Origin of the sequence: Kosakonia sp. YIM B13588 (assembly GCF_042788165.1) — a bacterium.
GTDB classification, from domain to species: Bacteria; Pseudomonadota; Gammaproteobacteria; order Enterobacterales; family Enterobacteriaceae; genus Kosakonia; species Kosakonia sacchari.
Genome location: NZ_JBHZPO010000018.1, coordinates 35,044 through 58,165, shown reverse-complemented (window position 1 = coordinate 58,165; position 23,122 = coordinate 35,044). Strand labels below are relative to the sequence as shown.

At 54.8% G+C, this 23,122-nt stretch carries 24 protein-coding genes; 10 read left to right on the top strand and 14 right to left on the bottom strand.

The features are described from left to right. Positions 1-104: 104 nt before the first annotated feature. Both yigL and pldB read right to left on the bottom strand, forming a co-directional pair. The gene (gene yigL, locus ACFX4U_RS22255; RefSeq protein ID WP_313508250.1) at positions 105-905 is read right to left on the bottom strand and encodes a sugar/pyridoxal phosphate phosphatase YigL; all 801 of its coding nucleotides are present in this window, start codon (positions 903-905) and stop codon (positions 105-107) included. A 25-nt stretch (positions 906-930) separates the two neighbouring features. Then, positions 931-1,923, bottom strand: coding sequence for a lysophospholipase L2 (gene pldB, locus ACFX4U_RS22250; protein WP_020456027.1), 993 nt, complete (start codon positions 1,921-1,923; stop codon positions 931-933). Between the two features lie 109 nt (positions 1,924-2,032). On the opposite strand from pldB, the gene rhtB reads away from it, so the two are divergent. Then, positions 2,033-2,653, top strand: coding sequence for a homoserine/homoserine lactone efflux protein (gene rhtB, locus ACFX4U_RS22245; RefSeq protein ID WP_313508251.1), 621 nt, complete (start codon positions 2,033-2,035; stop codon positions 2,651-2,653). Positions 2,654-2,693: 40 nt separating this feature from the next. On the opposite strand, the gene rhtC is transcribed toward rhtB, so the two are convergent. The 3 genes from rhtC to pldA all read right to left on the bottom strand — a co-directional run bounded on the left by rhtC (position 2,694) and on the right by pldA (position 6,139). Further along, complete coding sequence (gene rhtC / locus ACFX4U_RS22240; RefSeq protein WP_313508252.1) at positions 2,694-3,314, bottom strand: threonine export protein RhtC; 621 nt, start codon at positions 3,312-3,314, stop codon at positions 2,694-2,696. 61 nt (positions 3,315-3,375) lie between these two features. Continuing rightward, entirely contained in the window at positions 3,376-5,202 is a 1,827-nt protein-coding gene (recQ, locus tag ACFX4U_RS22235) for an ATP-dependent DNA helicase RecQ (protein ID WP_313508253.1), read from the bottom strand. Positions 5,203-5,269: 67 nt separating this feature from the next. Continuing rightward, positions 5,270-6,139 carry a phospholipase A gene (gene pldA, locus ACFX4U_RS22230; RefSeq protein WP_313508254.1) on the bottom strand — a complete coding sequence of 290 codons (870 nt, stop codon included), beginning with the start codon at positions 6,137-6,139 and terminating at the stop codon, positions 5,270-5,272. Between the two features lie 159 nt (positions 6,140-6,298). On the opposite strand from pldA, the gene yigI reads away from it, so the two are divergent. The 4 genes from yigI to ACFX4U_RS22210 are packed head-to-tail and all read left to right on the top strand — an operon-like array spanning position 6,299 to position 8,663. After that, a complete protein-coding gene (gene yigI, locus ACFX4U_RS22225) occupies positions 6,299-6,766 on the top strand; it encodes an acyl-CoA thioesterase YigI (RefSeq protein WP_017459741.1) in 468 nt (155 codons plus the stop codon). 55 nt (positions 6,767-6,821) lie between these two features. Next, entirely contained in the window at positions 6,822-7,718 is an 897-nt protein-coding gene (gene rarD / locus ACFX4U_RS22220) for an EamA family transporter RarD (RefSeq protein ID WP_175274390.1), read from the top strand. Between the two features lie 8 nt (positions 7,719-7,726). Beyond that, a complete protein-coding gene (locus ACFX4U_RS22215) occupies positions 7,727-8,278 on the top strand; it encodes a hypothetical protein (protein ID WP_313508255.1) in 552 nt (183 codons plus the stop codon). Further along, a complete protein-coding gene (locus ACFX4U_RS22210) occupies positions 8,271-8,663 on the top strand; it encodes a DUF2628 domain-containing protein (RefSeq protein WP_086868473.1) in 393 nt (130 codons plus the stop codon). Before ACFX4U_RS22215 ends, ACFX4U_RS22210 begins: the two co-directional genes overlap by 8 nt. A gap of 36 nt (positions 8,664-8,699) precedes the next feature. Here the strand turns inward: ACFX4U_RS22210 and corA are convergent, their stop codons facing one another. The 8 genes from corA to ACFX4U_RS22170 all read right to left on the bottom strand — a co-directional run bounded on the left by corA (position 8,700) and on the right by ACFX4U_RS22170 (position 15,604). Further along, on the bottom strand, positions 8,700-9,650 hold the full coding sequence (gene corA, locus ACFX4U_RS22205) for a magnesium/cobalt transporter CorA (RefSeq protein ID WP_017459737.1): 951 nt from the start codon (positions 9,648-9,650) through the stop codon (positions 8,700-8,702). Between the two features lie 153 nt (positions 9,651-9,803). Beyond that, entirely contained in the window at positions 9,804-9,860 is a 57-nt protein-coding gene (ysgD, locus tag ACFX4U_RS22200; RefSeq protein WP_353609977.1) for a YsgD/CorL family protein, read from the bottom strand. Between the two features lie 148 nt (positions 9,861-10,008). After that, positions 10,009-12,171, bottom strand: a complete 2,163-nt coding sequence (uvrD, locus tag ACFX4U_RS22195) for a DNA helicase II (protein ID WP_313508256.1) — start codon at positions 12,169-12,171, stop codon at positions 10,009-10,011. A gap of 49 nt (positions 12,172-12,220) precedes the next feature. Beyond that, on the bottom strand, positions 12,221-12,937 hold the full coding sequence (gene yigB / locus ACFX4U_RS22190; RefSeq protein ID WP_065369793.1) for a 5-amino-6-(5-phospho-D-ribitylamino)uracil phosphatase YigB: 717 nt from the start codon (positions 12,935-12,937) through the stop codon (positions 12,221-12,223). Then, positions 12,937-13,839: a tyrosine recombinase XerC gene (xerC, locus tag ACFX4U_RS22185; protein WP_305737444.1), complete on the bottom strand. Its 903-nt coding sequence runs from the start codon at positions 13,837-13,839 to the stop codon at positions 12,937-12,939. Before xerC ends, yigB begins: the two co-directional genes overlap by 1 nt. Continuing rightward, on the bottom strand, positions 13,836-14,543 hold the full coding sequence (locus tag ACFX4U_RS22180; RefSeq protein WP_313508257.1) for a DUF484 domain-containing protein: 708 nt from the start codon (positions 14,541-14,543) through the stop codon (positions 13,836-13,838). The genes xerC and ACFX4U_RS22180 overlap by 4 nt, the downstream gene beginning before the upstream one ends. Next, the gene (gene dapF, locus ACFX4U_RS22175) at positions 14,540-15,364 is read right to left on the bottom strand and encodes a diaminopimelate epimerase (RefSeq protein WP_313508258.1); all 825 of its coding nucleotides are present in this window, start codon (positions 15,362-15,364) and stop codon (positions 14,540-14,542) included. The genes ACFX4U_RS22180 and dapF overlap by 4 nt, the downstream gene beginning before the upstream one ends. 36 nt (positions 15,365-15,400) lie before the next feature. After that, on the bottom strand, positions 15,401-15,604 hold the full coding sequence (locus ACFX4U_RS22170) for a lipoprotein (RefSeq protein WP_313508259.1): 204 nt from the start codon (positions 15,602-15,604) through the stop codon (positions 15,401-15,403). 137 nt (positions 15,605-15,741) lie between these two features. Here ACFX4U_RS22170 and cyaY point away from each other — a divergent pair, with 137 nt between their 5' ends. After that, positions 15,742-16,062, top strand: a complete 321-nt coding sequence (gene cyaY, locus ACFX4U_RS22165) for an iron donor protein CyaY (protein WP_313508260.1) — start codon at positions 15,742-15,744, stop codon at positions 16,060-16,062. A 34-nt stretch (positions 16,063-16,096) separates the two neighbouring features. Here the strand turns inward: cyaY and cyaA are convergent, their stop codons facing one another. After that, positions 16,097-18,640, bottom strand: coding sequence for a class I adenylate cyclase (gene cyaA / locus ACFX4U_RS22160; RefSeq protein WP_313508261.1), 2,544 nt, complete (start codon positions 18,638-18,640; stop codon positions 16,097-16,099). Between the two features lie 311 nt (positions 18,641-18,951). Between cyaA and hemC the strand changes: the two genes are divergently transcribed. The 4 genes from hemC to hemY are packed head-to-tail and all read left to right on the top strand — an operon-like array spanning position 18,952 to position 23,008. After that, positions 18,952-19,893, top strand: a complete 942-nt coding sequence (gene hemC, locus ACFX4U_RS22155; protein WP_313508262.1) for a hydroxymethylbilane synthase — start codon at positions 18,952-18,954, stop codon at positions 19,891-19,893. Then, positions 19,890-20,630 carry a uroporphyrinogen-III synthase gene (gene hemD / locus ACFX4U_RS22150; RefSeq protein ID WP_313508263.1) on the top strand — a complete coding sequence of 247 codons (741 nt, stop codon included), beginning with the start codon at positions 19,890-19,892 and terminating at the stop codon, positions 20,628-20,630. Before hemC ends, hemD begins: the two co-directional genes overlap by 4 nt. Positions 20,631-20,651: 21 nt before the next feature. Next, on the top strand, positions 20,652-21,809 hold the full coding sequence (hemX, locus tag ACFX4U_RS22145) for a uroporphyrinogen-III C-methyltransferase (RefSeq protein ID WP_313508264.1): 1,158 nt from the start codon (positions 20,652-20,654) through the stop codon (positions 21,807-21,809). A 2-nt stretch (positions 21,810-21,811) separates the two neighbouring features. Beyond that, complete coding sequence (hemY, locus tag ACFX4U_RS22140) at positions 21,812-23,008, top strand: protoheme IX biogenesis protein HemY (RefSeq protein ID WP_065369785.1); 1,197 nt, start codon at positions 21,812-21,814, stop codon at positions 23,006-23,008. Positions 23,009-23,122: the final 114 nt, after the last annotated feature.

The window sequence follows — 23,122 nt, the reverse complement described above, 5'->3', positions numbered from 1 at the left end:
AATGAATGTCTCTTCGATAAGTGGACAGGCATTGTAGCGAACTCAGTTGCGCAAAGTTTGAGTATTTAGTTGACGAGTGGTTAATTTAAAGCCATTTGTCAATCTTAATCGAGAAACAGCTTACGCAGGTAATTCGGCACCGCGTTATCGGCATTGGTGCCGATAACTTCCAGCTCCGGGTGCAGCTCTTTCAGGCGCTGGTGAGCGTTACCCATAATGCAACCTTTGCCCGCCATCGACAGCATTTCCGCGTCGTTCATGCCGTCGCCAAAGGCGATGCATTCTTTCAGGCTATAACCCAGCGCGCCCGCGACCGCTTCCAGCGCATGCCCTTTCGACACGCCGCCCGCCATCACTTCCAGGCAGGTTAAGGTAGAGAAACTAACGTTCACGCGATCGCCCCAGCGAGCGTTGATAGCCTGCTCCAGCGGCAGCAGTTTTTCATGGCTTTCGCAACTGAAGAAAACTTTGCTGATCCCTTCCGGCTCAAGCAAACCCGGCTCATACAGTGAATACTGGAACACCGCTTCTTTGAAGAAACGCATCTCATCCGGGCGGTGGCGGTTCATGAACCACTCATCGTTGCGGTAGACGTTGGTAATGATATCCGGCTCGTTATGCACCACGCCGAAAAGATCGGTGGCGATATCGCGATCCAGGTTATGGGTGAACACCAGATTGCCATCGGTGTCGTGTACCCGCGCACCGTTGGAGGTGATCATATAGGCTTTAATGCCCAGATTGTCGCGGATTTGTCCGACATCCACATGGTGGCGGCCGGTGGCGAAGACGAAGTTGATGCCGCGCGCGGTAAGCAGTTTTAACGTTTCTTTGGCAAAGGGCGACAGTGTGTGGTCGGGGGAGAGCAATGTGCCATCTAAATCAGATGCAACAACCTGGTACATAAGAAAATTTAACCTCAATAATTCATCAGTTATGCCGGTCGAAGAATTCGACGATGGCGTTGAGCGCGACCGAGCGCATGGCGTCCTTTTCAAAAAGGATCTCATGGTACGCGCCTTGTATGACCAGCGGTTTCCCTCCTTCACAAGGGTGGCCCGCTGCGGCGCGTCGTTCACAGAAGCGTTGATGCATGCGGTTATCCACCACGTGCTCCTCTTCTGCCTGAATAATCAATGTCGGCGTGGCGTCTTTTTCCGCCCCCGCCAGCGCGTGTTCACCGGCGAGGATCCCTTCGCGTACCCAGTGCCAGGTGGGCCCGCCAACGCGAAGCTGCGGTTCATCGGCATAAAAACGCAAATTACGGCGATAGCGCTCGCGGCTGTGGGTTAACACGTTTATCGCGAACGGCAACGGGCGCCAGCTCCCGGTGCCAATAGCGTAACCTTCACGAAGACTCGGGTAGCTTTCGGCCCAGTCCAGCAACGGGCGCACCATCCATTCAGGCAGGCGAATGATAATGCCGAACATGGGCGCGCACAGGGCAATCGCATCGCAGGCTTGCGGATAGCGCTGTAAAAACAAGGTGGAAATGGCACCACCCATCGAATGGGCAAGGATATAGCGTTTGCGCCACGGCCCGCTGGCCACTTCCTGATCCCAGAACGCCGCCAGATCGTCGACATAATCGCTGAATTTCACCACATGGCCACGATGCGTGTCCGGCAACATTCGCCCGGAACGCCCCTGGCCGCGATGATCGATAATCAACACGTCATAACCGAGGTGGAACAGGTCATACGCCAGCTCTGCGTATTTTACGTAGCTTTCGATGCGGCCGGGACAAATCACAATAACGCGGTCGTTACTTTGCGCGCGAAAACGGACAAAACTGACCGGCACATCGTCCACGCCGGTAAAGACCGCTTCTTCCCGCGAACGCCAGAAATCCATCAGCGGTCCCATGGTAAAAGCCGCGAACGCTTTTTCTCTGGTTTCCCATGTCGATTTGTGCCGAAACATTGGGATTTCGCCCCTTTTAGCCATGTAAAATCGTTTTTTTGTGACCCATAGCAAATTCCGCTGCCAATAGCGTATTGTGGCATAAAAACCGATATCCAGGGAGTTTCTCATGACCTTCGAATGGTGGTTCGCCTACCTGCTGACATCCTTAATCCTGAGCCTGTCCCCCGGCTCCGGCGCGATTAACACCATGTCCACGTCCATCAGCCACGGTTATCGCGGCGCGGCGGCGTCGATTGCCGGGCTGCAAACCGGTTTAGGCATTCACATTGTGCTGGTGGGCGTTGGTCTTGGAACGCTGTTCTCACGTTCGGTTCTGGCTTTTGAAGTGCTGAAATGGGCGGGCGCGGCTTATCTGATTTGGCTTGGCATTCAGCAGTGGCGTGCCGCTGGCGCTATCGATCTCAATACTCTGGCGAAGACGCAAACGCGCGGGCATTTGTTTAAGCGCGCCGTATTCGTCAATCTGACCAATCCGAAGAGCATTGTTTTTCTCGCCGCCCTGTTCCCGCAGTTTATCGTTCCGCATCAACCGCAAGTGATGCAGTACGTGGTACTCGGCGCCACCACCATTGTGGTGGATATCATTGTGATGATTGGCTACGCCACGCTGGCGCAGCGTATTGCGGCATGGATTAAGGGCCCGCGCCAGATGAAAGCGTTGAACAAAGTGTTTGGTTCGTTGTTTATGCTGGTCGGCGCGCTGCTGGCATCGGCAAGACACGCCTGAGAAGAGAGCCGGATAACGACTATCCGGCGGCTTTTATCGCTTAGCGGGAAATAATCAGGTGGATACCAAAACCGGCGAACAGTGCGCCAGCAAAACCATCAATCCACTTCGCCAGACGCTGATAACCCCGACGGATTTGCGGTAAGGCGAACAGGCTGGCTACTACGGTAAACCAGGCGAAAGTTTCCACCGCAATCAGCATAAAAATACCCCAGCGCGCACCAGCGCCCACGCTATCGCCAACAAACAGTGAAAACACCGAGCCAAAGTAAATGATCGCTTTCGGATTGGCGAGATTGGTCAGTAATCCTTTGATAAAACTACGTCCACTAGCGGCCAGCTCAACCTGCGGCGCGTCGCTGTTTTGCGGCCCTTTCTTCAGCGCGCCGCGCAACATCTGGTAGCCCATCCAGCATAGATACAGGCCGCCACCGACCATAATGATGTTATGCAGCCACGCCATTTTCGCGAGGATCAGGTTCAGGCCGAGCAGCGCCACGCCTGCCCAAATCATGACGCCGGTGGTGATACCGAGCACGCCCATCATCGCTTCTTTGCGCGAGCGGCTGACAGCGGTTTGTGAAACGAAGAAGAAATCGGGGCCGGGGCTCATCAGTGCGACGATATGCACCAGCGCCACGGTGAGAAATAACATCAACATAGATAACTCGCGGGAAAATAGTTCAGGGGGAAACCATCCTCCCATTTTTTTCGCTGGCTGACTACTCTTCTTCGCCGTCGACATGGGCGCGGATCAGCGCCATAAACTCCTGGCCGAAGCGCTCAAGTTTGCGCGTTCCCACACCGTTGACGCTGAGCATTTCACCGGGAGAGAGTGGCATCTGCTCGGCCATTTCAATCAGCGTCGCATCGTTAAATACCACGTAAGGCGGAATGTTCTCTTCATCGGCAATCGCTTTACGCAACTTGCGCAGCTTGGCGAACAGCTTGCGGTCATAGTTACCGACCGCCGCTTTCTGCATCACTTTTGGTTTCAGCGCCACCATACGCGGCACCGCCAGCATCAGCGGCACTTCGCCGCGCAGTAGCGGACGCGCCGCTTCGGTGAGCTGCAACGCCGAGTGCTGAGCAATGTTTTGCGTGGCAAAGCCTAAGTGAATCAGTTGGCGGATCACGCTCACCCAATGTTCGTGGCTTTGCTCGCGACCAATTCCATATACCGGTAATTTATCGTGACCAAACTCGCGGATGCGCTGGTTATTCGCCCCGCGCAGCACTTCCACCACATAGCCCATGCCGAAACGCTGATTCACGCGGTAGATAGCCGACAGCGCTTTTTGCGCGTCCTGTAAGCCGTCGTACTGGCGCGGCGGATCGAGGCAAATATCGCAGTTACCGCAGGGCTCCTGGCGACCTTCGCCAAAGTAATTAAGCAGCACCAGACGGCGGCAGGTTTGCGCTTCAGCAAAGGCGCCCATCGCATTGAGCTTGTGTCGCTCAATATCCTGCAACGGCCCGGCGGGCTTCTCTTCCAGGCAGCGGCGCAACCACGCCATATCCGCCGGATCGTAAAACAGCATCGCTTCCGCAGGCAGGCCGTCACGCCCGGCGCGACCGGTTTCCTGATAATAGGATTCGATATTGCGCGGAATGTCGAAATGCACCACGAAGCGCACGTTAGGCTTGTTGATGCCCATACCAAACGCGACTGTCGCCACGACAATTTGCAGATCGTCGCGCTGGAACTGTTCCTGCACGCGCGCCCGCACCTCGTTTTCCAGCCCGGCATGGTAAGCCGCCGCGCTAAAACCGCGGCTTTGCAAACGGGCGGCGGTGTCTTCCACTTTCGCCCGGCTGTTGCAATACACGATGCCGCACTTGCCGCGCTGCTCCTGCACATAACGCAGCAGTTGATCGAGCGGCTTAAATTTTTCCATCAGCATGTAGCGGATGTTCGGACGGTCGAAGCTGCTGACCTGAATCAGCGGATCGTTAAGCCCCAGCAAACGCTCAATGTCGCGGCGGGTGGTGTCATCTGCGGTGGCGGTCAGCGCCATAAACGGCACGGAAGGCAACATTTGGCGCAACTGGCCCAGCGCGGCATATTCCGGGCGGAAATCATGGCCCCATTGGGAAATACAGTGCGCTTCGTCCACGGCCAACAGCACCGGGTTCCACTGGCGCAGTTGATCGAGGAAGTTGTCGAGCATCAGGCGCTCAGGGGCGATATAGAGCAGGCGAATCTGGCCATTGCGACAGCCGTTGATCACCTCAAACTGCTGCTCGCGGCTCTGGGTAGAGTTCAGACATGCCGCCGCAACACCGTTTGCCAGCAGTTGATCGACCTGATCTTTCATCAGCGAGATGAGCGGTGAAACCACCACCGTCAGGCCATCTAACACCAGCGCCGGAATCTGATAACACAGGGATTTCCCGCCGCCGGTCGGCATTACAACCAGGCAGTCGCGGCCGCTGAGCACGGTATCGATAATATCCTGCTGGCCCGGGCGGAATTGCTGGTAGCCGAAGGTCTCTTGCAAAACCTGTTTCGCCAGCGATTCCTGATTCAATACTTCCGCCTGTGCCACTCTGACCCCATCTGCCTGAAATAAAAACAGGCGCTATTTTCAGCGCCTGAGAGAGAAACTGCAATGCTTAAAACAGATCGTTAAGCATCACGCCCACGCCGACACGTGTCTGATTGAAATTGTAGTCAATCAACGATTCGCCGTACCCGCTGTAGACCTGCGTATAAAGGCGCACGTGTTTGGTAACAGGATAGCTTAGCCCGATTTCCGCGCCGCCGTAGCCGGTATTCCAGTTATATTGGCCTTTTGCGCTGAGGATCGCATCGCCCAGTTGATAACCAATCTTCAACTGGTAATAACCCATATATTTGGTGATATCCGGGTTGTCATCGACCGACCCCACCACATACCAGGGTTTCACTTCCACCAGCCAGTTGCCGTTTTGCGCCATTAAGCGCGTATAGGCGCGGTTCCAGCTGCGTGAAGTCGGGTCGGAACGCCCGTTCGAATCGTGGTTAAAGCCAAACTCCACGTCGCGCAGCGTCCAACCAGCAAACTCGTAATCGGTGGCGAAACCGAGGAACAGTTGCGGTTCGTAGTTGGTTTCACGGAATGGCGAGGACTCGCCGCTATTTGACAGCTGCCACCAGGATTTTTGCGTGTAGGAACCACCGAACACCGAGTTTGGCCCCAGAATCCCGCGCCAGAGCGGGAACGCCAGGCTGAGCTGGAACTTCACTTCATCTTTGCGCGCATTATCCGCCCAGTTATAGGAGCGAATCGCTTCTTTGTTCAGATCGCTGGTATCGGTGTAGATAACGTAGTTGGATTCATACGGATAGAGCGTGAACGGATTGTCGTGCTCCTGCAATAAATTGGCGATGATGCTGCCGCGCACGGCGGGTGCATCATGAACTTCTTTTACCGTCGCTTCTTGTGCGTAAGCCATAAACGGCAGTGCAAGCACTGCGAAAAACCAACCCAGAGAGGTCCGCATCGGTTTGCTGCTCCAAATCATATTGTTGAATTGACGAATTTCCCCGCAAGTATTCTACATATTTATTGAGTCACTGCTCATGTATCGGTTCCGAAAGTGGAAATCAACAATCGATAAGCATAAAATCAACATTTCATTAACTCATCGGATCAGATAGCCATGTCAGTTGTTCTCACAGCGGAAGAAGTCCTGAAAACGGTCGGCGAGATATTCGTTTACCACATGCCGTTTAATCGTGCGTTAGGGCTTGAGCTGGAGCGCTATGAAAAAGAGTACGCGCAGCTGAGTTTTAATAACCAACCTATGATGGTCGGCAACTGGGCGCAAAGCATTTTACACGGCGGCGTGATTGCATCCGCGCTGGATGTCGCCGCGGGTCTGGTTTGCGTGGGCAGCACGTTAACGCGCCATGAAACCATTAGTGAAGAGGAGCTGCGCCAGCGTTTAGCACGCATGGGCACTATCGATTTACGCGTCGATTACCTGCGACCGGGTCGCGGCACGCGTTTTACCGCCAGCAGCAGCTTGCTGCGCGCGGGTAACAAAGTTGCCGTCGCGCGCGTAGAGTTGCACAACGAAGAACAACTCTATATCGCCAGCGCGACCGCCACCTATATGGTGGGGTGAGCCACTCAGAAAAATCGGGTACCATGAGGATTCATTTCAGCTAAGAGCTTTCCCGATGGATGCAAAACAGACGCGGCTGGGCGTGCTTCTCGCCCTGGCCGCTTATTTTATTTGGGGCATTGCCCCGGCGTATTTCAAAACGATCTGGTTCGTTCCGGCCGACGAAATTCTTACGCATCGCGTAATCTGGTCTTTCTTCTTTATGCTGGCGTTGATTAGCGTAAGCCGCCAGTGGAGCAGTGTGAAAGCCCTGCTGCAAACGCCAAAAAAGATCCTGCTGCTGGCGCTCTCTGCCGTGCTGGTCGGGGGAAACTGGTTGCTGTTTATTTGGGCGGTCAACCATAACCATATGCTGGAAGCGAGCCTGGGCTACTTTATTAACCCGCTGGTGAATATTCTGCTGGGGATGCTGTTTTTGGGTGAACGTTTTCGCCGCATGCAGTGGCTGGCGGTGCTGCTGGCGGCGATCGGTGTGCTGGTACAACTGTGGACATTTGGTTCGCTGCCGGTAATCGCGCTTGGCCTGGCTTTCAGCTTTGCTTTTTACGGCCTGCTGCGCAAAAAGATTGCGGTGGAAGCACAAACCGGCATGTTGATAGAAACGCTGTGGCTGCTGCCGGTGGCGGCGATTTGGTTGTTTGGCATTACCGACAGCCCGACCAGCCATATGGGGCAAAATAGCCTGTCGCTTAATCTGCTTTTAATGGCCGCAGGTGTCGTAACCACGGTGCCGCTGCTCTGTTTTACCGGTGCGGCAACGCGTCTGCGCCTGTCGACGCTCGGCTTCTTCCAGTACATTGGCCCGACGCTGATGTTCGTGCTGGCGGTGCTTTTTTACGGCGAACATCCCGGAGCGGATAAAATGGTGACCTTCGGTTTTATCTGGGTTGCGCTGGCTATCTTTGTCCTCGACGCGGTTTATACACAGCGCGGGTTACGCAAAAAAGCCTGATTAAACACATGGGCGGAATAGCCGCCCAATACCTACAAAAATTTAGAGGTAAGGATTTACTCAATCGCGTAATGCGCAATGGAATGCTATGTTTGCCCCTTCGTCATTACGTTATTCAGGATGAATCAGCGATGATCCGCAGGATTTTTTTGCCGTCGGGCAAAACGTGCCTCGCGCGTGGGCCGTATATCCTTATCTTTTTACTTCTGCATATTCTCTTTTTAGTGGTCGCCTTTAATGTGGCCGAACTGCCTGTTCTGCCGCTGGTGTGCTTTCTGCTTTACACCTATTTAAAGCTAAATATTAACGCGCAACGCTGCAGAGATAGCGGTGCAAAAGGCCGCTATGTGGTCATTTTTTCATTGCTGGTCTACCTGGCCTCGCTGGCGGTTACCGCCACCGGTGTTGTCAGCGATGTAGAGTGCGTGAGCTTAGGTATCAGAATCTATTTCGGTTACGACGTGCTGGTATTTTTTGTCTTTATGCTCGCACCGACGCAGTTAAAGCAACAAATTAATTCGACGGACCACGTGTCTATTTCAGGAGGGGAAAATGAGTAACATCAACACTTATGATTATAAAAGCGACCATTCATTAAGCGACAAATGGAAGTATCGTTTCGCATTCTATGAAAAGAATGGCTATCCCTCTTTTTGGGGAATGAGCCCGGCATGGAAAAACGCCTATAAAGAAATGACCTTCGGGCAGAAGATAAAAGTCTCTTTCAATTTCTTCGCCTGGTTTTTTTCTATTATCTATTTGCTGATCCTTGGTTTGTGGAAGAAAGCCCTGTTAGTTTTAGTTATCAACGTTGTCGTTATCGTGGTTGCGGTTATTTTTAACATTGGCTTCCTGGGTTATATGGTCAACGCCATCATCGCCTGTCGGGCCAACATTTGGTATTACGATCTAAAAGTGAAGGGCAAACAGGACTGGAGCCTGTAATAAAAAAGGTTCAGCGCGATGCTGAACCTTTTTGTTTTACAGCCAGTTACGGCGCTTGAAGTAGAGATAAGGCGCGAGCCCTGCGAGGATCATAAAGATGATTGCGCCAGGGTAGCCAAAGCTCCAGTGCAGTTCGGGCATAAATTCAAAGTTCATTCCGTAGCTGGAAGCCACCAGCGTCGGCGGCAGGAACACGACCGATACCACCGAGAAGATTTTGATGATGCGGTTCTGCTCGATATTGATAAAACCCATCGCCGCCTGCATCAGGAAGTTCACTTTCTGGAACAACGATTCGTTGTGCGGCAGCAGGGATTCGATATCGCGCAGGATCTCGCGCGCCTGCTCAAGCTGACCTGCCGGTAAACGCGCCTTACGCACCAGGAAGTTCAACGCGCGCTGGGTATCCATCAGACACAGGCGCACTTTCCAGCCGATATCTTCCTGTTCCGCCAGCGTCGAAAGCGCGTCGTCATACTCGTCGCCCTGCTGGCCTTCCATAATGACGCGACTCAGCTTTTCCAGATCGCTGTAAATGTTTTCGATTTCATCCGCCAGTTGCTCAATTTTGGTTTCGAACAGATCCAGCAGCAGTTCATAAGCGTTGCCGTCGACCATCTCCTGGCTACGGGCGCGCATACGATACAGGCGAAACGCGGGCAGCTCGCGCTCACGCAGGGTGAACAGGCGACCTTCGCGGATGGTAAATGCTACGGTTGAGTTTCCTGCATGATCTTCAGCATCTTCAAAAAAGAAGAAGGAGTGGATGTGCAGGCCGTCTTCGTCTTCAAAAAAACGCGCCGACGCCTCAATGTCTTCCAGTTCAGGTCGGGTGGCCAGGTTCTGACCCAATTCCGTTTGCACGCGGGTACGTTCTTCATCGTCCGGCTCGACCAAATCAACCCAAACAGAGCTGGCGAGGTGCTTGATTTCGTCAGCCTCAAGGCGGGTTAAACGATTGTTTTCCAGTTGAAATGCGCTCAGCATAGCCGGGACTCCCAATGCAAAAAATATCGGACAGTTCGGTGGGCACACAGAGAAACAAATTGGGTTTCAGACCATTAAACAGCCTGACTCAGCGCGACGGGGATACAGCGGGTCGCTGACAACCTCTAAGGCCATCAGCATGAGGAGATAGCCTTAGGAGTTGTTCCTGAAAACCAGGAAATTGAGCCAGTATCTACTGGGTGTGTCCAAGGCGAATGTCCTCTTAGCGTGATCGTGCGCGCATGTTACGCCAGCACTCAGAAGGCGTCAACACGCAACGAAACGCTAAAGAGCAATATTTGCCCTTCAGCGTATAAGGCTAGCAGAATATTACAAAATAATGATATTTTTCTGAAAGTTACACGGTTTCGAGCTTGGCGTAAGCCGCCACCAGCCATTTGATACCCTGCCCCTGGAAAGCCACCTGCAAACGGCTGTGCTCACCGCTGCCTTCCATGTTCACCACCGTGCCTTCGCCAAATTTGGCATGGCGTACGCGCTGGCCAAGTTTATAGCCGGTATCGCTTTGCGCAACCGGCGTCCCCATGCGCTGATGGCTAACCGGACGGCTGATGCTGGCGCGCAGACGCACCTCTTCCACACACGCTTCCGGCAACTCGCCAATAAAGCGCGACGGGCGGTGATACACCTCTTTGCCGTAAAGGCGGCGCGTTTCCGCATAGGTTAAGGTCAGTTTTTGCATGGCGCGCGTCACACCGACATACGCCAGACGGCGCTCCTCTTCCAGCCTCCCGCCTTCATCCAGTGACATTTGGCTGGGGAACATGCCCTCTTCCATGCCGACAATAAACACCTGCGGGAACTCCAGACCTTTCGCCGAGTGCAGCGTCATTAACTGCACGGCATCCTGCCAGGTATCCGCCTGCCCTTCGCCCGCTTCAAGTGCGGCGTGGGAGAGAAACGCCTGCAGTGGCATCAAATCTTCGTCTTCTTCGTTGTAGCTGAACTGGCGCGTCGCGGTAACCAGTTCCTCTAAGTTCTCGATACGCGTCTGGCCCTTTTCGCCTTTTTCCTGCTCGTACATCATGCGCAGGCCGGAATCGCTGATCACCCGGTCGGTTTGCACATGCAGCGGCATATCAGCCGTTTCCTGCGCCAGCGCGTCAATCAGCTCAAGAAAACGTTGCAGCGCGCTCGCCGCGCGGCCCGCCAGCGCTTTCTCCTGCAACAACTCGCGCGTTGCCTGCCATAACGTCAACTGGCGGTCACGCGAGGTTTGGCGTACCACGTCCAGCGTACGGTCGCCGATGCCGCGCGTTGGCGTATTCACCACGCGCTCAAAGGCGGCGTCATCATTGCGGTTGGCGATCAGGCGCAGGTAGGAGAGCGCATCTTTAATTTCCTGACGTTCGAAGAAGCGCATACCGCCATAAATCCGGTACGGCATACTGGCTTGCAGCAGCGCTTCTTCCAGCACGCGCGACTGGGCGTTGCTGCGATAGAGAATGGCGCACTGCGTCAGTTGCCCGCCGTTATCCTGCCAGGCTTTAATGCGATTGACGACATAACGCGCTTCATCCAGCTCGTTAAACGCGCAGTAGAGTGAAATCAGCTCGCCATCGACGCCATCGGTCCACAGCTTTTTACCCAGACGCCCGTTATTGTTCTCAATCAGGGCGTTCGCCGCGCTCAGGATATTGCTGGTCGAACGGTAGTTCTGCTCCAGGCGGATCGTCTGCGCGCCGGGGAAATCTTTCAGGAAGCGCTGGATGTTTTCCACCTGCGCACCGCGCCAGCCGTAAATGGACTGATCATCGTCGCCGACGATCATCACTTTGCCGGTATCACCCGCCAGCAGGCGGATCCACGCGTATTGAATGTTGTTGGTATCCTGGAACTCGTCCACCAGGATATTGGTAAAGCGTTCGCGGTAATGCTGCAAAATATGCGGCTTGTTGAGCCACAACTCATGGGCGCGCAGCAGCAGCTCGGCGAAATCCACCAGCCCGGCACGGTCACAGGCTTCCTGATAGGCCTGATAAACTTTCTGCCAGGTTTGTTCCACCGGGTTACCGAAACTTTGAATATGGTGCGGACGAATGCCTTCGTCTTTCTGGCCGTTGATGTACCACATCGCCTGGCGCGGCGGCCATTGTTTCTCGTCGAGGTTCATCGCTTTGATCAAACGCTTGAGCAAACGCAGCTGATCTTCGCTGTCCAGAATCTGGAAATCCTGCGGGAGATTGGCATCCATATGGTGCGCGCGCAGCAAACGGTGCGCGAGGCCGTGGAAGGTGCCAACCCACATCCCGCCCTGCGAAGTGCTCATCAACTGGCCGATGCGGTGACGCATTTCCGCCGCCGCTTTGTTGGTGAAAGTCACCGCCATAATGGAGTATGGCGAGCAGTTTTCCACAGTCATCAGCCAGGCGATACGGTGTACCAGCACGCGCGTCTTACCGCTTCCCGCCCCTGCCAGCACCAGCATATTGCTGCGCTCGGCGGCTACGGCGTCGCGCTGTTTGTCATTGAGGCTGTCGAGCAGATAAGAAACGTCCATTGGCACCGCCGCGAAATATTACTGGGAATTTATACAGAACAGCTGGTGATTATATCAGCGTAGTGAGGGATGCCAACCGCGAAATTTCCACATGCGGCAGTAACCGGCTGTCGCTGGCTTGCAGCAGATCTGCGCCTTCCGGCTTGATCCAACAGGCCTGCATACCGCAGCGCACAGCCCCGGCGACGTCGGTGGTTAAATCATCGCCGACATGCAGGATATCGCCAATCGCCACGCCAAGACGCTCAGCTGCCAGGTGATACATATCGCTAAACGGTTTTGAGCGCCCGTCCGGCCCGGCGCGCAACACGAATTCAAAGTAGTCGCCCAGACCGAACAACTCCGGCTGCGCGTTACCGTTGGTGATCGCCACCAGCGGCCACTTTTTGGCGAGCTTCGTCAGTGTGTCGTGGGTTTCCTCCGGCACATCAATGCGGCTGCGCCATTTGGCAAAATTGACCATCGAGGCATTTGCACCGGCCGCCGCTTCTTCCGCGGTCAGACCGGCATCCAGCATCGCACGTTCGACGGCACGCCGGCGCCACTCGGTGACATCGTGGTAAATATCCGGTTCGGTTTCCCGCAGCGACTGGCGCAGACGATGGAACTCTGTGTTTTCCAGGTTGCTTAACGCCGGGTGATAACGTTGCACAAACGCCAGCGCTTCCTGTTCAGTGCGCTGGATAACCAACCGGTTGTCGTAAAGAGTGTCGTCCAGGTCGAAGGTGATCGCGGAGATCTGACCTAATGGGCGGTAAAAACGCATTATTTCCCCCGTTTGGCGCGCGGGTGCGCCGCATCGTATACCGAAGCAAGGTGTTGAAAATCAAGATGAGTATATATTTGAGTGGTAGACAGATTGGCGTGACCGAGCAGCTCCTGTACGCCGCGCAGATCGCCGCTCGATTCGAGCATATGGGTGGCGAAAGAGTGGCGCAGCTTATGTGGATGCACGTGGCTGTTCAACCCTTGCTTAATGCCCCATTCAGCGAAGCGCTTTTGCACATTGCGCGCCGAGATGCGTTTGCCAAGCTTCGACAGAAACAGCGCATCGTCTTGTGCGCCAAACAAACCGCGTAAATCAAGCCAGTGCTCAATCCAGGCAACCGCGTTGCGGCCAATCGGTAAACGGCGTTCTTTACTGCCTTTGCCCAGCACCCACACTTCGCCGCTTTCCAGATCCAGATGTTTAATATCCAGATTCACCAGTTCAGACAAACGCAGACCCGCGCCATACATCACTTCAAGCATCGCGCGATCGCGCACGGCGAGCGGATCGTTAAGATCGATATCCAGCAGTCGGTTAATATCATCAACATCGATATTTTTCGGCAGATGGCGCGGCGCTTTTGGCGCGGAAATGCCTTTTGCCGGGTTAGCGGGCAACTCGCCCTGGCTGACCATCCAGTCAAAGAAACTGCGCAACGCCGAGAGCCGCAGCGCCAGGCTCGCGGCGCCCAGCCCTTTGCGTCGGCTGCGCACGGCAATGGTACGCACCATCGCAGCATCACATTGTTGCCAGCTTTTCAGACCCGTTTCTTCGGTCAAAGCAATAATGGCATCAAGCTGACGCTGATAATTTAAAAGCGTGATGGGGCTGAGCTGACGTTCAACGCTAAGGTAGCGCAGAAAACGGGTGACGAACGAAAACAGCGGAGAATCGGTCATGCGCGCTCAATCCAGCGCTCCAGCAGATCTGGCAGCATCTGCGTGATCTCTTCCAGCAACTGGGTGCCTTGTCCCTGTTGATAATGATGAACGTCGCGGCTGCTGAACAACACAACGCCCAGATCACCCTTTTGTCCCATCAGCGACATCGCGACGGAACCGATCGCTTTCGCTTCTGGCAACAGCAGCAGTAATTCCGGCCCGTTGAGCGGCCCAAGATAGTGATGCTGCTGGCCAAGGCGCTGAATACGTAGCGGCTCAAACGCCTGTCGGGAGAGCGCAAGATGGGTAAACTTCGACGGTGCGCCAAGACGCCAGCGATCGGGAAACAGGCGGATAGTGGCGCCCGCCAGCCCTAAATCACGCGCCCAGCGATGGAAACGGTTGAGCAATTCATCAAGGCTCGGCGCAGACGCCAGCCGTCCCTGCAAACGCAGCAGGCGATAGAACAGACCTTCGTTAGCGCTGGCCTGCTCCATCAACAGCGTCATGTTCTCTTCCAGCGCATTGATGTGATTGCGCGAACGCGCCATGTGCCATTCCACCAGTGAAACGGTGTCGCGTACCGCATGCGGTACGCGCATCTGTTCCACCAGCCGTGCATTGCGGATAAAGAAATCAGGGTTACGCAGCAGATAATCAACGACATCGCTGTCATCCAGCTGTGTAAAGGTGTCCTGTAGTTCTTCCCCTGGCTGCTTCATAACTGAATAAACCCGTCGTAGACATGTGCCGCCGGGCCAGTCATATACAGTGGTTGGCCCGGGCCTTTCCATGCGATATCAAGTCGACCGCCTGGTAACTCCACGCGAACATTTTCCGCCAGCAAACCCTGCGAGATGCCGACAGCGACCGCTGCGCAAGCGCCGCTGCCACAGGCCTGGGTTTCCCCGGCACCGCGTTCATAAACGCGCAGGCGAATGTTGTCCGGTTTAACGACTTGCATAAAGCCGATGTTCGCGCGTTCAGGAAAACGTTCGTGGCTTTCCAGAACCGGCCCCAGCGTTTCGACGGGGGCGGTGTTGACGTCGTCCACCTGAATCACGCAGTGCGGGTTGCCCATCGAGACAACGCCGCACAATACTGTTTGCTCTGCTGCACGCATAATATAGGTCTTTTCCGCTTTGTTCGCGCGAAACGGCACCTGCGACGGTTCGAAGTTCGGCTCGCCCATATTCACGCGCACTAACTCATCTTCCGTTACGCTCAATACCATACGACCGTTCGCCGTACTGACGCGGATATCACGTTTATTGGTCAACCCTTTCAGGCGAACAAAACGGGCGAAGCAGCGCGCGCCGTTGCCGCACTGCGACGCTTCGCTGCCATCGGCATTAAAGATCCGATAGTGAAAATCAAGTTCAGGATCGTAGGGCGGCTCAACCACCAGTAACTGGTCAAATCCTACACCAAGATGGCGATCCGCCAGACGACGGATCAGCTCCGGGGAAAAAAAGACATTCTGCGTTACCGCGTCGACGACCATAAAATCGTTGCCAAGGCCATGCATTTTTGAGAACTGCATCATCTACTCCATTTGCGCGGATACAGAACGGTAACGTCAGTAATTCACCTGCGTCGGCGAGCCGTCATCACCACGATCGTTTTTATCCGGCGTGATCGGCTGAATCGTGCTGGTTTGCGTTTTGGTTGGCGGCGGCGCGTTTTTATCGGCGGGTGGGAAGTAGAGTGGGCCTTTCAGACCACAGCCCGTCAGGCTGAACAGAGTCAGCAGTACGGCCAGCGTGCGAAACACATCTTTCATTATAAGTTGCCTGTAAGTTCGTTCTTTCTGCTTTCTATCATCGCAGGAGAAGACACAAAAGCAAGAGTTTGCGCGTTTAGGGCATCGGGAAATGTTTCGCGTTATACTGCTGCCATCATAAAAAACGGGATAAGAGAATGAACGACAGTGAATTTCATCGCCTCGCAGACGGCCTGTGGCTGACCATCGAAGAACGCCTGGATGACTGGGACGGCGACAGTGATATCGACTGCGAGATCAACGGCGGCGTGCTGACCATCAGCTTTGAAAACGGCAGCAAAATCATTATTAACCGCCAGGAACCGCTACACCAGGTCTGGCTGGCAACCAAACAGGGCGGCTACCATTTTGATCTGAAAGGTGACGAATGGGTGTGCGATCGCAGCGGTGAAACATTCTGGGATCTGCTGGAACAGGCGGCAAGCCAACAGGCGGGAGAAACCGTCAACTTCCGCTGACATTCATTGCCCGGTGAAACGCCGGGCAAATCGCTTAAGAGAAATACTGCTGCAGCAACGGCGCGTCGTTATCCTGATTTGCCGGCGTCGCGGTGCTGATTGCCTGATTACGGAACGGAATCACCTGCGCGCGCCCTTCAACGTTCACAATCTGGTAGAACTGCGGCAAGTTAAAGTTGATAAAGCTCGAACCGTAAGTAAAGCGATCGTGAGATGAAGAATAGAAACGGCTGACATCGCGCACCAGCTCTTCTTTGCTGCCTTCGCAGTGGTGATAGACTTCCGCGCGGTTGCTCTCATCTAAGATATAGATGTTAAAGCCCTCTTCGCCGGTCTCTTCAAAGAAGAATTGAATAATCCCTTCACTGGCAAAACCATCTACCACCGCAGGTAACTCAACGTGATTGGTTTCCACCTGCACCGAAAGACCATGCAGCTTGTTATGAGAAATCGCGCCGTAAAACTCAATCGCGTTTTCCAGCTTCTGCACGGAGACATTGAGACGTTCAAAGAACAGCCCCCAGGTCTGACCGGCAACACGCAACGCTTTGAAACGCCCGGTTTCCTGCCGCGTACTGGAAAGGCGCAGCTCAATACACTCCGACACCAGTTGCTGCACACGCGTACGAATAAGACCACGTAAATGCTGGCTGTAGCAGAACACTTCCACGCTGTCCGGTGGCGCGGCATCCTGGTGCATTTTCCCCAGAATGGTTTTCAGCGCTTCGGTCATCGCCTGCTCGCCGTTGAAATGCAGGGTTCGCACTTCATTCCACGAGTTGCGATAGAGCAAATCGACGCTGCCAACGAGGCAATTTTGCTGCTCACCAAAGCTGAACACATCAAGTTTGCGGAAATCAAAATGTACAACCTGGTTACGGAACGCCGCGGTTGGGTCGTATTCCAGGTTAACGATGATCGCCAGGTGACGGATTTCGCAAGGGCTGTAGAGCGCTTTCGGCGTCGGGGCGGGCAGCCGCAGCGGGAAGTGATGGGAAACATCTGCCACCATCTCCTGCAACTTCGGCAAATCAACAATGCCGTTGCCTTTAATAAACAGGTGCGTACGCGAAGTCAGCAGACCGTTAAACCACGCCCAGGCGACCAGCTTATTAAGGTAGCGGTTATATTCCAGCGGTTGGTGGCTAACGATCGAATCCATATTTGGCGCGCGGTTGTAAAGATACCAACCCGTACGGTTAGCGCGGCCCGGCGGCACATGAATAAAGGTTAAATTCGGTTCGGAGAGATCCGGTGAAATTTGCGGGTTCACCAGCGTCACTTTACCCGGCAGCGCTTCAAACGCCGCGTACAGCTTACGGGTTAATACGCCAATATCCTGCGGGCTGGCGGAAACGCTCAGATTGTTGCGGCGCGCAAAGCGAATCAGGTTCCGGTAACTCTGCATCATCGCGTCGAGCAGTTCGTTGTGCGCTTCGCGTACCTGATCGATTTTCCAGTTCGCGCGGTTATCCAGCATCGCTACACGCGCGTCGTCCCAGCCCCACTCTTTCACCAGCTGCGAAATTACTTCACGACGCCAGCCAACGCAGGCGCGCTCGCGGCTCAGTTTTTCGCAGACTTTTAAATAGAAACATCGACGAGCAAGATCGAGACGCGCGGTGTCTTCAATCGCGATCAGGTATTCCGTCACGCGCTCCAGCATCATGCAGTAGTGATCGAGACCAAACGAGACAATCTCGCCATCGTGCAAACGCTGTTTAATATCTTTCGCCAACAGACGCGTGTTTGGGTATTCCCAGGAGTAGGCTTCCAGCAGCAATGTTTTCAACACCGCTTTGTACGGTGAATCAATACTTTTATAGAGCTGCCACAGGCTGGCACCGAAGTACTCTTCAGCCGAAAGCGAACTTAAGCCACCCAGATCCAGCCATTCGTTCGGCGTTAAAACGCCCTGCGCATAGAGCGTCATGACGTAGTCGTCGTAATGTTCCTCTTCGTCTCCCGGCACCATATTCCACAGAATACGTTTACCTGCCAGGCGCACGGCGGTGCGGTAAAATTCATCAAGCAACAGAATATGCTGCGTAGAACCGCAGTCTTCACCACCGAGGCTGCCGCTTTCATTGTGGCGGAAACGGTTTTCATCAATCAGGAAGAAGCTTACTTCAACACCGAGCGAGGCCGCCCAGCTTTCCAGCAGGCTGCACTTACGCTGCAACAGTTGGCGCTCTTCATTATCAAGCCAGGATTGATGGCAGACCCAGATATCGAGATCCGAGGAACAGCTTTGCCCAACCGATGAGGTACTGCCCATAGAATAGACGCCGGTGATCGGCAGTTCGCCTTTTGGCGAAGCCTGCGGCGGCAAGCCACGGTGCAGCTCAAGTTCGTTCAGGTAGTGAAGTTGGTTTTCATCAGGCGTGTAAAAGCAAATGCCCTGGGGAACGTTACCTTCAAGGTAGCCCGGCATCAGCGGATGGTGGTAATGCAACAATGTAGGCAGCAGACTGTAAACCTGCTGGAAAGCAGGCCCCATGGCAGCAAGCGCGCGATCCACACGCAATTGATTGATGGCATCCAGTCTCTGTTTCAGAGTCTCAATATAGAGGTACAAGACATATCGCCTGATGTTTACAGAAAATCCAAAATAGCCGTCACCTTTTTTCGCCCTTATCTTTATAGGGGGAGCGACGAAAAAATGGTCTAAAACGTGATCAATTTAACACCTTGCTCATTGACCGTAAAGAAAGATGCGCTACAAACCAGTGTAGCAGCAAACGCTCTCTGTAAAGTCCGAATTACAGCCCGGTTGCGCCTGCATTGCAGAGGTGCCGCCTTCTCGCACCTATGCAATCCACCGCGAGCACTGACACCCTAATGCAACAATGTTAGGATGGTCAACGGACGATAAGGACGGTAACAAGCATGTTAGACAATGTTTTAAGAATTGCCACACGGCAAAGCCCTCTTGCGCTCTGGCAGGCACATTACGTTAAGGAACGCCTTGAGGCGAGCCACCCTGGGCTTACAGTTGAACTGGTGCCGATGGTCACTCGCGGAGATGTGATCCTCGATACACCGCTGGCGAAAGTGGGCGGTAAAGGCCTGTTTGTCAAAGAACTCGAACTGGCACTGCTTGAAAACCGTGCCGATATCGCTGTGCATTCGATGAAGGATGTGCCGGTCGATTTCCCGCAAGGGCTTGGCCTGGTGACCATTTGTGAGCGCGACGATCCACGCGACGCGTTTGTATCAAATCGCTATAACTCGCTGGACGAATTGCCCGCTGGCAGCATTGTTGGCACATCCAGCTTGCGCCGCCAGTGTCAGTTGGCAGAGCATCGCCCGGATCTGGTGATCCGCTCCCTGCGCGGGAATGTCGGCACGCGCCTTAGTAAGCTGGATAACGGTGACTATGACGCGATTATTCTCGCCGTTGCCGGTCTTAACCGCCTTGGATTAAGTTCCCGTGTACGCACCGCGCTGCCACCGGAAACCTCGCTGCCAGCTGTCGGTCAGGGCGCAGTAGGTGTTGAGTGTCGTCTGGACGATGCGCGTACGCGCGCCCTGCTCGCGCCGCTCAACCACGACGACACCGCCGTTCGCGTGAAAGCCGAGCGCGCAATGAATACGCGTCTTGAAGGCGGCTGCCAGGTGCCAATCGGCAGCTATGCTGAACTGATTGATGGCGGGATCTGGCTGCGTGGGTTGGTTGGCGCGCCAGACGGCTCCATTATGGTACGCGGCGAACGTCGCGGTCTTCTGGAGGATGCCGAACAGCTTGGCATCTCACTGGCGGAAGAGCTACTCGATAATGGCGCTCGCGCCATCCTGGCCGAAATTTATAACGGAGACGCCCCCGCATGAGCATTCTCGTCACCCGCCCGTCCCCCGCAGGGGAAGAATTAGTGAGCCGACTGCGCACACTGGGGTTGGTGGCCTGGAGCTTTCCGTTGATCGAATTTACACCGGGTCGTGAGTTGAATTCGCTCCCCGCCCGGCTTGCCGCGTTAACCGCAAACGACATGGTTTTTGCGCTGTCGCAACATGCCGTTTCATTCGCTCACGCGCACCTGCAACAACAAGGTCTGCGCTTTCCGGGCGAACCGCACTATTTCGCGATTGGTCGCACCACCGCGCTGGCACTGCACACCGTCAGCGGAATTGACGTGCGCTATCCCTTCGATCGGGAAATCAGCGAAGTGTTGCTACAATTACCTGAATTACAAAGTGTTCAGGGCAAGCATGCGCTAATCTTACGAGGTAACGGCGGGCGCGAAGTGCTGGCGGAAACGCTGGCAGCACGCGGTGCCGACGTTGAGTTTTGCGAGTGCTATCAACGCAGCGCGAAATGTTATGACGGCGCGGAAGAAGCGATGCGCTGGCACACACGCGGTGTGACCACACTTGTGGTCACCAGCGGCGAAATGATGCAACAACTGTATTCACTTATTCCTCCCTGGTATCGGGAGAACTGGTTACTTCGCTGCCGCCTGGTCGTGGTAAGCGAACGTCTGGCGCACCTCGCCCGGGATCTGGGCTGGCAGGATATTCAGGTCGCTGACAATGCCGACAACGATGCGCTGCTTCGCGCATTACAATAACTCTCATAATGGGAAGCCATAATGACGGAACAACAACACTCCTCCGCCGAGGTTGAAGAGACCAAAGCGGCTGACGGCGCAACGCCGCCGCCGGAGAAAGCAGAGAAAAATGCACGCGCTAACAGGACCAGCCTTGCACTCAGCGCGATCGCCATCGCGATTGCACTGGCATCTGGCGCAGGGCTTTATGGCTGGGTGAAACAGCAGACCGCAACCCTGAACAACAACAATGGCGAACTCGCCGACCAGGTTATTGCACTACAGCAGTCGCAGGATAAGCAGCGTGCGGAACTGGAAGGCGTAATCAAGCAGCAATCCAGCGAGCTTGCAGCGGCTAAACACCAGAATGACGTGCTGGCAAAAGAGCTAAATGAAGTACAGCAGAAAGTGGCAACTATTTCCGGTTCCGACGCAAAAACCTGGCAGTTGGCTCAGGCTGATTTTCTGGTGAAACTGGCCGGTCGCAAACTGTGGAGCGATCAGGACGTCACCACCGCGGCGGCACTGCTGAAAAGCGCCGATGCCAGCCTGGCGGATATGAACGATCCGAGCCTTATCACCGCCCGCCGGGCGATTACTGACGATATCGCCAGTCTTTCCGCTATCACTCAGGTGGATTACGACGGTGCCATTCTGAAGTTAAATCAGCTTTCCAACCAGATTGATAACCTGCGTCTGGCGGACAATAACGATGACGACTCCCCGATGGATGCTGACAGCAGCGAGCTGTCCGGCTCAATCAGCGAATGGCGGGTAAACCTGCAAAAAAGCTGGCAGAACTTTATGGACAGCTTTATTACCATTCGTCGCCGTGATGAAACAGCCGTGCCGCTGCTCGCACCGAATCAGGATATCTATTTGCGTGAGAATATCCGTTCGCGTCTGCTGGTTGCCGCGCAGGCCGTTCCGCGTCACCAGGAAGAGACTTACAAACAAGCGCTGGATAACGTCTCCACCTGGGTGCGGGCCTACTACGATACCGATGATGCCGCGACCAAAGCGTTTCTTGAGGAAGTGGACAAGCTGAGTCAGCAAACCATTGCCATGGATTTGCCGGAATCACTGCAAAGCCAGCCGATTCTGGAAAAACTGATGCAGACACGCGTACGCAATCTGATGGCCCAGCCCGCCGTAGCGGCTGAACAGGCACCTGCCGCCGCCGCAGCACAAGGAGAGTAACCATGTTAAAAGTGTTATTGCTCTTTGCACTGTTGATCGCCGGGATCGTGCTTGGCCCTATGCTCGCCGGGCATCAGGGATACGTGCTGATCCAGACCGATAACTACAACATTGAAACCAGCGTTACCGGGTTGGTCATTATTCTGGTGCTGGCGTTAGTGGTTATCTTCGCTCTCGAGTGGGTACTGCGCCGCATTTTCCGTACCGGCTCGCATACGCGTGGCTGGTTCGTCGGCCGTAAACGCCGTCGCGCCCGTAAACAGACAGAGCAGGCGCTGCTGAAACTGGCGGAAGGCGATTATCAGCAGGTTGAAAAGCTGATGTCGAAGAATGCCGATCACGCTGAGCAACCGGTGGTTAACTATCTGCTGGCGGCAGAAGCGGCGCAGCAGCGCGGTGATGAAGTCCGCGCGAATCAGCATCTGGAACGCGCCGCAGAGCTGGCGGAAAACGATCCGATTCCGGTAGAAATCACCCGGGTGCGTCTGCAGCTGGCGCGCAACGAAAATCATGCCGCACGTCATGGCGTGGATAAGTTACTGGAAATCACTCCTCGCCATCCCGAAGTGCTGCGTCTGGCGGAGCAGGCTTATATTCGCACCGGCGCGTGGACATCGCTGGTGGATATCATTCCGTCGATGGCGAAAGCCAACGTTGGCGACGATGAACACCGCGATCTTCTGCAGCAGCAGGCGTGGATCGGCATGATGGATCAAGCGCGTGCCGATCAAGGCAGCGAGGGGCTGAAAACCTGGTGGAAAAACCAGAGCCGCAAAACCCGCCAGCAAGTGGTGTTGCAGGTGGCCATGGCCGAGCACTTAATTGAGTGCGACGATCACGATACCGCACAGGAGATCGTGCTTGATGGCCTGAAGCGACAATACGACGATCGTCTGGTATTGGTCATCCCTCGCCTGAAAACCAATAACCCGGAGCAGATCGAAAAAGTCCTGCGCCAGCAAATCAAAACGCAGGGCGACCGCCCATTGCTGTGGAGTACGCTGGGGCAATCGTTGATGAAGCACGGTGAATGGCAGGAAGCCTGCCTTGCGTTTCGTGCCGCGTTGAAACAGCGCGCGGACGCGTTTGATTATGCCTGGCTCGCCGACTGCCTCGATCGCCTGCATCAACCGGAAGAAGCCGCCACCATGCGCCGTGACGGTTTGTTACTGACGCTGCAAAATAACCCGCCTCACTAACACTTTGATTCGAGTTGCAGGAAAGACAAAGCATCTGCAACTCGAAACATGGAGTGTTACGACATAAAAAAACGCCTGCCGGAATACTCAGGCAGGCGTTAAAACAGGTCTTTG

Coding starts and splice junctions, on each gene's coding strand:
- xerC (WP_305737444.1), bottom strand. CDS start 13,839: ATGACCGATTCTCCGCTGTTTTCGTTCGTCACCCGTTTTCTGCGCTAC.
- dapF (WP_313508258.1), bottom strand. CDS start 15,364: ATGCAGTTCTCAAAAATGCATGGCCTTGGCAACGATTTTATGGTCGTC.
- ACFX4U_RS22215 (WP_313508255.1), top strand. CDS start 7,727: ATGGGCGGAATAGCCGCCCAATACCTACAAAAATTTAGAGGTAAGGAT.
- hemX (WP_313508264.1), top strand. CDS start 20,652: ATGACGGAACAACAACACTCCTCCGCCGAGGTTGAAGAGACCAAAGCG.
- hemC (WP_313508262.1), top strand. CDS start 18,952: ATGTTAGACAATGTTTTAAGAATTGCCACACGGCAAAGCCCTCTTGCG.
- cyaY (WP_313508260.1), top strand. CDS start 15,742: ATGAACGACAGTGAATTTCATCGCCTCGCAGACGGCCTGTGGCTGACC.
- ACFX4U_RS22180 (WP_313508257.1), bottom strand. CDS start 14,543: ATGAAGCAGCCAGGGGAAGAACTACAGGACACCTTTACACAGCTGGAT.
- yigB (WP_065369793.1), bottom strand. CDS start 12,937: ATGCGTTTTTACCGCCCATTAGGTCAGATCTCCGCGATCACCTTCGAC.
- hemY (WP_065369785.1), top strand. CDS start 21,812: ATGTTAAAAGTGTTATTGCTCTTTGCACTGTTGATCGCCGGGATCGTG.
- pldA (WP_313508254.1), bottom strand. CDS start 6,139: ATGCGGACCTCTCTGGGTTGGTTTTTCGCAGTGCTTGCACTGCCGTTT.
- pldB (WP_020456027.1), bottom strand. CDS start 1,923: ATGTTTCGGCACAAATCGACATGGGAAACCAGAGAAAAAGCGTTCGCG.
- uvrD (WP_313508256.1), bottom strand. CDS start 12,171: ATGGACGTTTCTTATCTGCTCGACAGCCTCAATGACAAACAGCGCGAC.
- rhtC (WP_313508252.1), bottom strand. CDS start 3,314: ATGTTGATGTTATTTCTCACCGTGGCGCTGGTGCATATCGTCGCACTG.
- rarD (WP_175274390.1), top strand. CDS start 6,822: ATGGATGCAAAACAGACGCGGCTGGGCGTGCTTCTCGCCCTGGCCGCT.
- corA (WP_017459737.1), bottom strand. CDS start 9,650: ATGCTGAGCGCATTTCAACTGGAAAACAATCGTTTAACCCGCCTTGAG.
- rhtB (WP_313508251.1), top strand. CDS start 2,033: ATGACCTTCGAATGGTGGTTCGCCTACCTGCTGACATCCTTAATCCTG.
- yigL (WP_313508250.1), bottom strand. CDS start 905: ATGTACCAGGTTGTTGCATCTGATTTAGATGGCACATTGCTCTCCCCC.
- ACFX4U_RS22210 (WP_086868473.1), top strand. CDS start 8,271: ATGAGTAACATCAACACTTATGATTATAAAAGCGACCATTCATTAAGC.
- ACFX4U_RS22170 (WP_313508259.1), bottom strand. CDS start 15,604: ATGAAAGATGTGTTTCGCACGCTGGCCGTACTGCTGACTCTGTTCAGC.
- hemD (WP_313508263.1), top strand. CDS start 19,890: ATGAGCATTCTCGTCACCCGCCCGTCCCCCGCAGGGGAAGAATTAGTG.
- yigI (WP_017459741.1), top strand. CDS start 6,299: ATGTCAGTTGTTCTCACAGCGGAAGAAGTCCTGAAAACGGTCGGCGAG.